General features: G+C 58.0%; 3 protein-coding genes. 2 read left to right on the top strand and 1 reads right to left on the bottom strand.

Annotation, left to right across the window (positions count from 1 at the left end):
* Positions 1-4,314: NAD-glutamate dehydrogenase (locus FEM54_RS20020; RefSeq protein ID WP_138452632.1), on the bottom strand; the 4,314-nt coding region annotated here is incomplete at its 3' end.
* 470 nt (positions 4,315-4,784) lie between these two features.
* On the opposite strand from FEM54_RS20020, the gene FEM54_RS20015 reads away from it, so the two are divergent.
* Complete coding sequence (locus tag FEM54_RS20015; protein WP_138452630.1) at positions 4,785-6,503, top strand: dermonecrotic toxin domain-containing protein; 1,719 nt, start codon at positions 4,785-4,787, stop codon at positions 6,501-6,503.
* Between the two features lie 126 nt (positions 6,504-6,629).
* Positions 6,630-6,980 carry a hypothetical protein gene (locus FEM54_RS20010; RefSeq protein WP_017136648.1) on the top strand — a complete coding sequence of 117 codons (351 nt, stop codon included), beginning with the start codon at positions 6,630-6,632 and terminating at the stop codon, positions 6,978-6,980.
* Positions 6,981-7,084: the final 104 nt, after the last annotated feature.

Genomic DNA, 7,084 nt, shown 5'->3' with positions numbered 1-7,084 from the left:
CAGGTGCGGACCGAAGTGCGCGGTGTCGCGGCCAGCGTCCTGCTCGTTGCGACGGCTGCGCAGGAACCAGCGCGTGGCACGACGGCCCAGGCGCATCAGCTCATCCATCAGCTCCAGTTGCACGTCGGCGGACACCTGGTGGTCCAGGGCTTCGATCTGACGGAACCAGTGCGGGAGGTGGAAGATGTCACGCACGATCACGTAAGCACCGGCCACGTTCGCCGGGCTCATGCCGGTCGACTCTTTGAGTCGTTGAACGAAGGTAATGCCCATGTGGTTGACCAGGTCGTTGGCGATCTGGGTGCTGACGATTTCGCGCTTGAGGCGGTGACGGCGCATGGCTTCGCCGAACTTGGCCACCAGGCTCGGTGGGAACGCGGTCTCCATGTCACGGGTCAGGTAGTCGTCATCCGGCACCAGCGACTTGAGCAGGGCTTCCTTGAGGTCGATCTTGCTGTAGGAGATCAACACCGACAGCTCAGGACGGGTCAAACCCTTACCGGTGGAGGCACGCTCCACAAGCTGCTCTTCGGTCGGCAGGTACTCGATGGCGCGGTCCAGCTTGCCACGGCCTTCCAGGTCGCTCATCAGGCGCTTGTACTCGGCAGCACGCTCGTAAGCCTTGCGCGCGGCCAGGGACAACGCCTGGGTCTGCTTGTAGTTGTTGCCCAACACCAGGTTGCCGACTTCGTCGGTCATGCTCGCCAGCAGCTGGTTTCGCTGCTTGTCGGTCATGTCACCGGCCTGCACCACTTCGTTGAGCAGGATCTTGATGTTCACTTCGTGGTCGGAGCAGTCCACACCACCGGCGTTGTCGATGAAGTCAGTGTTGGAGCCGCCGCCATTGAGGCCGAATTCCACACGGCCCAATTGGGTCATGCCGAGGTTACCGCCCTCGCCCACTACTTTGCAGCGCAGCTCATTGCCATTGACGCGCAACGCGTCGTTGGCCTTGTCGCCCACGTCGGCGTGGCTTTCAGTGCTGGCCTTGACGTAAGTGCCGATACCGCCGTTCCACAACAGGTCCACCGGCGCCTTGAGCAAGGCGTTGAGCAGTTCGGTCGGGGTCAGCTTGTCGGCCTGGATGTCGAAGCGTTCTTTCATCTGTGGCGAAATAGCGATGCTTTTGGCACTGCGCGAGAAGATCCCGCCGCCTTCGGACATGATGCTGGTGTCGTAGTCGGTCCACGCCGAACGCGGCAGCTCAAACATGCGCTGGCGCTCGACGAAGCTGGTCGCCGGGTTCGGGTTCGGGTCGATGAAGATATGCAGGTGGTTGAAGGCCGCGACCAGTTGCAGCTTGTCGGACATCAGCAAGCCGTTACCGAACACGTCACCGGCCATGTCGCCGACGCCCACCACGGTGATGCTGTCTTCCTGCACGTTGATGCCGCGCTCACGGAAGTGACGCTGTACACCGACCCACGCGCCCTTGGCGGTGATGCCCATTTTCTTGTGGTCGTAACCTGCCGAACCACCGGAAGCGAACGCATCGCCCAGCCAGAAGCCGTAGTCGATGGCAATGCCGTTGGCGATGTCGGAGAAGGTCGCAGTGCCCTTGTCCGCCGCGACGACCAGGTACGGGTCATCGTCGTCATGACGCACGACGTTGACCGGTGGCACCAGGGCGCCGTCCTTGAGGTTGTCGGTAATGTCCAACAGGCCGGAAATGAAGATGCGGTAGCAGGCGATGCCCTCGGCCGCGATCTCGTCACGGGTGCCGCCCAATGGCAGGCGACGCGGCAGGAAGCCGCCCTTCGCGCCCACCGGCACGATGACCGAGTTCTTGACCTGCTGGGCTTTTACCAGGCCGAGCACTTCGGTACGGAAGTCTTCTTCACGGTCGGACCAGCGCAGGCCGCCGCGCGCAACGTTACCAAAGCGCAGGTGCACGCCTTCAACGCGCGGCGAGTACACGAAGATTTCAAACTTCGGCACCGGCTTGGGCAGCTCAGGAATCGCACGCGGGTCGAACTTGAAGCTGAAGTACGACTTGTTCTGGCCGTTGGCGTCGGTCTGGTAGAAGTTGGTGCGCAGGGTAGCCTTGATCAGGTCCAGGTAGCGACGCAGGATGCGGTCTTCGTTAAGCACCTGAACATCGTCCAGGGCCGTGAGAATCGCTTGTTCCAGGCGTTGCTGCTTGTCTTCGAGGTCATCGGCGGTGAGCTTGCGCGCCAGGTAGAAGCGGGTCTTGAACAACCGGGTCAACTCACGAGCGATGTCGGTGTGGTTGTTCAGGGTGCTGGCGATGTAACCCAGGTCGAAGCCCAGGCGGATCTGCTTGAGGTAACGGGCGTAAGCACGCAGCAGCGCCACGTCGCGCCAAGGCAGGCCGGCGGTAAGTACCAGACGGTTGAATGCATCGTTTTCGGCATCGCCATGCACGATGTGCACGAACGCGTCCTGCAGGGTGTCGTTGAGCTGCTGGATATCCAGGTTCACGCCTTCGGCGGCAATGAACGCAAAATCATGGATCCAGAACTCACGGCCATTGGCGTGACGCAGGCGGTACGGGAACTCGCCCAGCACGCGCAGGCCGAGGTTTTCCAGGATCGGCAGCACGTCGGACAGCGCCAGTGGCGTGTCGGCGTGGTAGAGCTTGCAATGCAGCTCACGCTGGCCGGAGACCTGGCCCAGCGGCTGATAGAAGCTCATGACCAACGGGTTGGCTTCGGTCAGGCTGTTGAGGTGCTGCATATCGACCACAGCCGAATGCGCAGCAAAACGCTCGCGGTAACCTGCCGGGAAGCCTTTCGGGAAATCCGCCAGCACGTTGGTGCCCTGGGCTTCGCCGAAGCTTTCCACCACCAGGCTGGCGTAGTCGTCCTGCCAGCTGCGGCAGGCCTGCACCACCTCTTTTTCCAGTTGAAGCGGGTCGATGTCCAGGCGGTTCTTCGGGTCAACCCGCAGAATCAACTGCACACGGGCCAGGACGGACTCGGAGAAGAAGGTCCAGAATTCGCAGTCCGAGGCTTTCAGGCGATCCATCAGCACTTGCTGGATCTTCTGGCGCACTTCGGTGGAATAGATGTCGCGCGGCACGTAGGCCAGGCAGTAGCAGAAACGACCGTACGGGTCTTTGCGCAGGAACACGCGAATCTTGTTGCGCTCCTGGATCTGCACGATCGACATCACGGTGTTGAACAGCTCGTCGACCGGGGTCTGGAACAGGTCATCACGCGGCAAGACTTCAACCACCTGGGCCAGCTCTTTGCCCAGGTGTGCCTTGGCCTGGAAGCCCGAGCGGCGCTCGATTTCCGCGACTTTACGGCGGATGTAAGGGATCACTCGCACGCTTTCGCCGTACACCGACGAGGTGTAGAGGCCCATGAAGCGGTGTTCCTTGATCACCTTGCCGTCGGCGCTGATCTCACGGATCGACACATAGTCCGGGTAAGCCGGACGGTGCACGCGGCTTGGGTGCGCGGCCTTGGCGAACGACAGCACGGTCGGTTCACGCAGGTAAGCCACGGCGTAGTCTTCGATGCGCGTGTCTTCGGCGGTGAGGCCGGCACGCAGCAATTTGGTCAGACCGAGGAAGGAGCCGGTGTCATATTCGATATGACCGCCGTCCGCCTCGTCACGTACCACAAACTCTTCATAGCCAAGGAAGGTGAAGTGGTTGCCCACCAGCCATTCCAGGAAGCTCTTGATCTCGGCTTTTTCTTCGCCGTCGATGCTGAACTGGCTCGCGTCGATACCGGCCAGCAGGTCCTGGACCTTGGCTTTCATCGGTTCGAAATCGGCCACGGCCACGCGCACTTCGCCCAGCACTTGCTCAAGCTCTTTGCTCAGCACGTTGAGTTCGGCGGCATTGGCGCAACGGTCGATTTCCAGGTACATCAGCGATTCTTGCAGAATGCCTTCGCCCTGGGTGCCTTTTGGCAGGATTTCCAGCAACTCGCCTTTTTTGCCGCGACGCACGCTGAGCACGGTGGTTTGCAGGGTGTGGATGCTGTAGCCACGGCGATTCAGCTCGGTGCGTACCGAGTCAACCAGAAATGGCAGGTCATGGTGCAGTACTTCGACCGCGGTGTGGGTCGACTGCCAGCCATGACGTTCGTAATCGGGGTTGTAGACCCGCACTTGCGGTTGGGTGTGATCAAAGCGCTCAAGCAGGCGCCAGGCAGACAGGGTGCAACCGGCCAGGTCGGAAAGGCGACGTTGGGTCAGTTCGTCCAGGGAAATAATGCCGAAGAATTGCTCAGCGAACAGCGCCACTTGTGGCAGTGCCTGTTCACTGATGTGCTGCGCCAGTGCCGCTTGCAGTTGATGCTGGAAGTCGGACTTGCTGGCTGCGGTGAAGAACGCCATCTGTGGTACTCCGCTTGGGCTTGTTATTGATGGAAGCGTCGCGTGTTATCCCCTTGCGGGGAGACCGTCAGCTCTGTTCGTCAATAACCTTATAACGAATCGAGGTGACAGGTGGGTGAAGCTGCGCAAGGCGATCAGGTCACATCGGATGCGCCGTTTGGCAGGTAACGGTACGACGGGCAGGTCAACGGCCTGACGGTGGCGCATCCACTGCGCAGCTTAACGAGTGTAGGAAGACGGTTGCTTTCCGTACGGCGACATATTCGGTCAAGCGCAGGCAGCGCTGAACATTCTCTAGCGCCCTGCACCTGGGCGAGTAAGACGATAGTTTTTTTCTGTGTAGGCCATAGGCATTTCGAATGGAGTGAATACAGCTCATTCGACCAATTAGAACTGACTCGATGCACACAGCATCGATTGCGCAAACACACCACGGACGGCCCACTGATTAATTGATGTGAGCGTTTAGTATGACCAGCATAACTGCAACTGTAAGTCAGGGTACTATCAGTGCCTCGACGAATGTACCTAATGGCGTTCCCACTTACCCAACACCGCGCCAAGCCCATAATAAGCCTCCCCTCCCTGAATTAAACTGGGATCGCCCGGAGTTGAAGTGGGGCGAGCAGACCGTACGGCCAGAACAACCTGCCGTGCAACACGATAGCAGGCCAGCCTCTTATTTTTCCGAGCCATTAAAAAGAAACAACGCGCTCGACAGGTATGCAGCCGACAAGTACAAACCCTTCATGTCCGCCACTCAACATACCTCAGAACATGTAGCAGCCCAGATTAAACAAAAGTGGGGGATCGACGTCGATCCGGAAAAAACCTTTCTGGTCACCTATGCTTATGACAAAAACACCACGCCTCACAAGGCGGTCATTACACAAAAAATCTCCCTGGCGGATGCGGCATGCCTGAATATTCAACACACGCCACGGCCCAAGGGGATGACTGGAAAACAAGAGGCTCCCAAAGGGCAACCTACCGAACCCTTCGACATACAGCCTAATTCCTGCCACACGGAAAAGCCCAATTGGGACGGCACTTTCCCACGTCCACTCGTGGGCAATTTCAATACTTATTATCACGGTATTGTGACTGAGCCCTCGCCCGACGCACCCACTACTTACGGTGCGGGCCAGCATGTTCAGATCCCCCCGGCCGACTTCAAAAAAATGGTCTGGGACCATGCCTATAAAAAACCCTACGACCAGTACCTGAACTTCAAGTGGTCGCCTGAAACCCGTGAGTCCTATACCGCACTTGCCAAAATTAGTTACCTGAATGCAGCGCACGCCCAACATCATGAGCGCTCGCTGGACGAGGAAGGCCGAAAGATCGCCATGAGCCTCGTCGGTGTACCCGCCAACCAGACTTATCTGGATGCAGGGCTGGAAACACTGGTTAAACCGCACACGCCAGACGCAAGCCTGGAGACCAAATTTCTGAGTTTCAGTGGCTTCCACTCCACTGACATTTTCTATACCAGAGACGTCAATACTCAGAAAACGCTTCTATACATTCCAGGCAATTCGTCCCCCATCCACTCGTTCGATTCGCCCCAAGCAATGAATAAATGGCTGGCTACCCAATTGATTGACGAAGATAAAGCCGCCGCTTTCAAAAAACATTTCTCCCCAAAAGATGCTTCGTCTTCATTATTTAAAAAAGGCTTCGATGCGCGATTGGAGCTGATTCGACAGCACATCAAAGAGCCAGGCGCTGTGGACTTCCTGGAACGGCAAGGCTTTTGGGAAGAGGGTGGCGTATTTGATGGCAAAAACATCACGGGCGACCCTTTCAGCGAGGTTCAAGAGCGCACAGAAAAAAGCATGAAAGCCAGTACCAACCAGGAGTTCGTGCTGAACACAGACCACAACAAGCAAACAATTCTTAAGGCAAAAAAATGGTTGGATGGAGCGCTTCTGCTTGCAACCCCCATTGGCTTGGCACTGCCCCCCGTGGGCATCTTGCTGACGGCGCTGAGTGTGGGCTCCGGATTGCTGGAAGTGGGCGTGGGCATTCACGACAACGCCAACGACCGCGCAAACGCCGATGACAGGATTACGTTCGGTGTATTCAATGCGCTCAAGCCAATACTGACTGCGGGGGCTGGCAAGGCTTCAGAGCCCATCACCGGGCCGATCAAAACAGTGTTAAAGGCCACTATTTTGGCGAAATAACCCACTGCAAGTGCGATACCCATGGTGGCAGGGGCAGTCCCATCCACTTAAGAGCAGCGTAAACGTTTGTACGATGGCAAAATTAGCCGCCCGTCGTTCAAGTACGCTGCTTTTAGAGGACTGCCCATGCAACTGACCACTCCCCACCTGATCGCCACACCCTGTGACGAAGAAGAAGACAACATGGCCATGCTGTGCTGCCACGGCAATAATGGCGAAATGTTCATGCTCAGTCGTTACCCGGACGAGGATGAGGTTGAGCTGACCTGGGATTACGAACCGTCGACCCTGGATGGGCTGAAAGTGACCTTGAGTGACACCACGCTGGTGATTGAACTGGCGGCGGGTGATGCCGATGCACTGGGCGGCAAGGACCACTTGCGGATCAACCACACCACCGCCGCGTCGGATTTGGCTGAAGTTGAAGAAACCTTGCAGAACATCCTCAAGGGCACCGGCACCTTTAGCCGGATTTAGGCTGTTCCAAGGATCAAATGTGGGAGCTGGCTTGCCTGCGATGCAGGCACCTCGGTGTATCAGGTCACTCCAGTTGATGCCATCGCAGGCAAGCCAGCTCCCAC

It is taken from the genome of Pseudomonas edaphica, from assembly GCF_005863185.1.
Taxonomy (GTDB): Bacteria; Pseudomonadota; Gammaproteobacteria; order Pseudomonadales; family Pseudomonadaceae; genus Aquipseudomonas; species Aquipseudomonas edaphica.
The sequence above is the reverse complement of the archived record's forward strand: the minus strand, read 5'-3'. Positions and strand labels throughout refer to the sequence as shown.

Bases quoted from the DNA above. Each gene is read 5' to 3' on its own strand.
- FEM54_RS20015 (WP_138452630.1), top strand. From the start codon at position 4,785: ATGACCAGCATAACTGCAACTGTAAGTCAGGGTACTATCAGTGCCTCG.
- FEM54_RS20010 (WP_017136648.1), top strand. From the start codon at position 6,630: ATGCAACTGACCACTCCCCACCTGATCGCCACACCCTGTGACGAAGAA.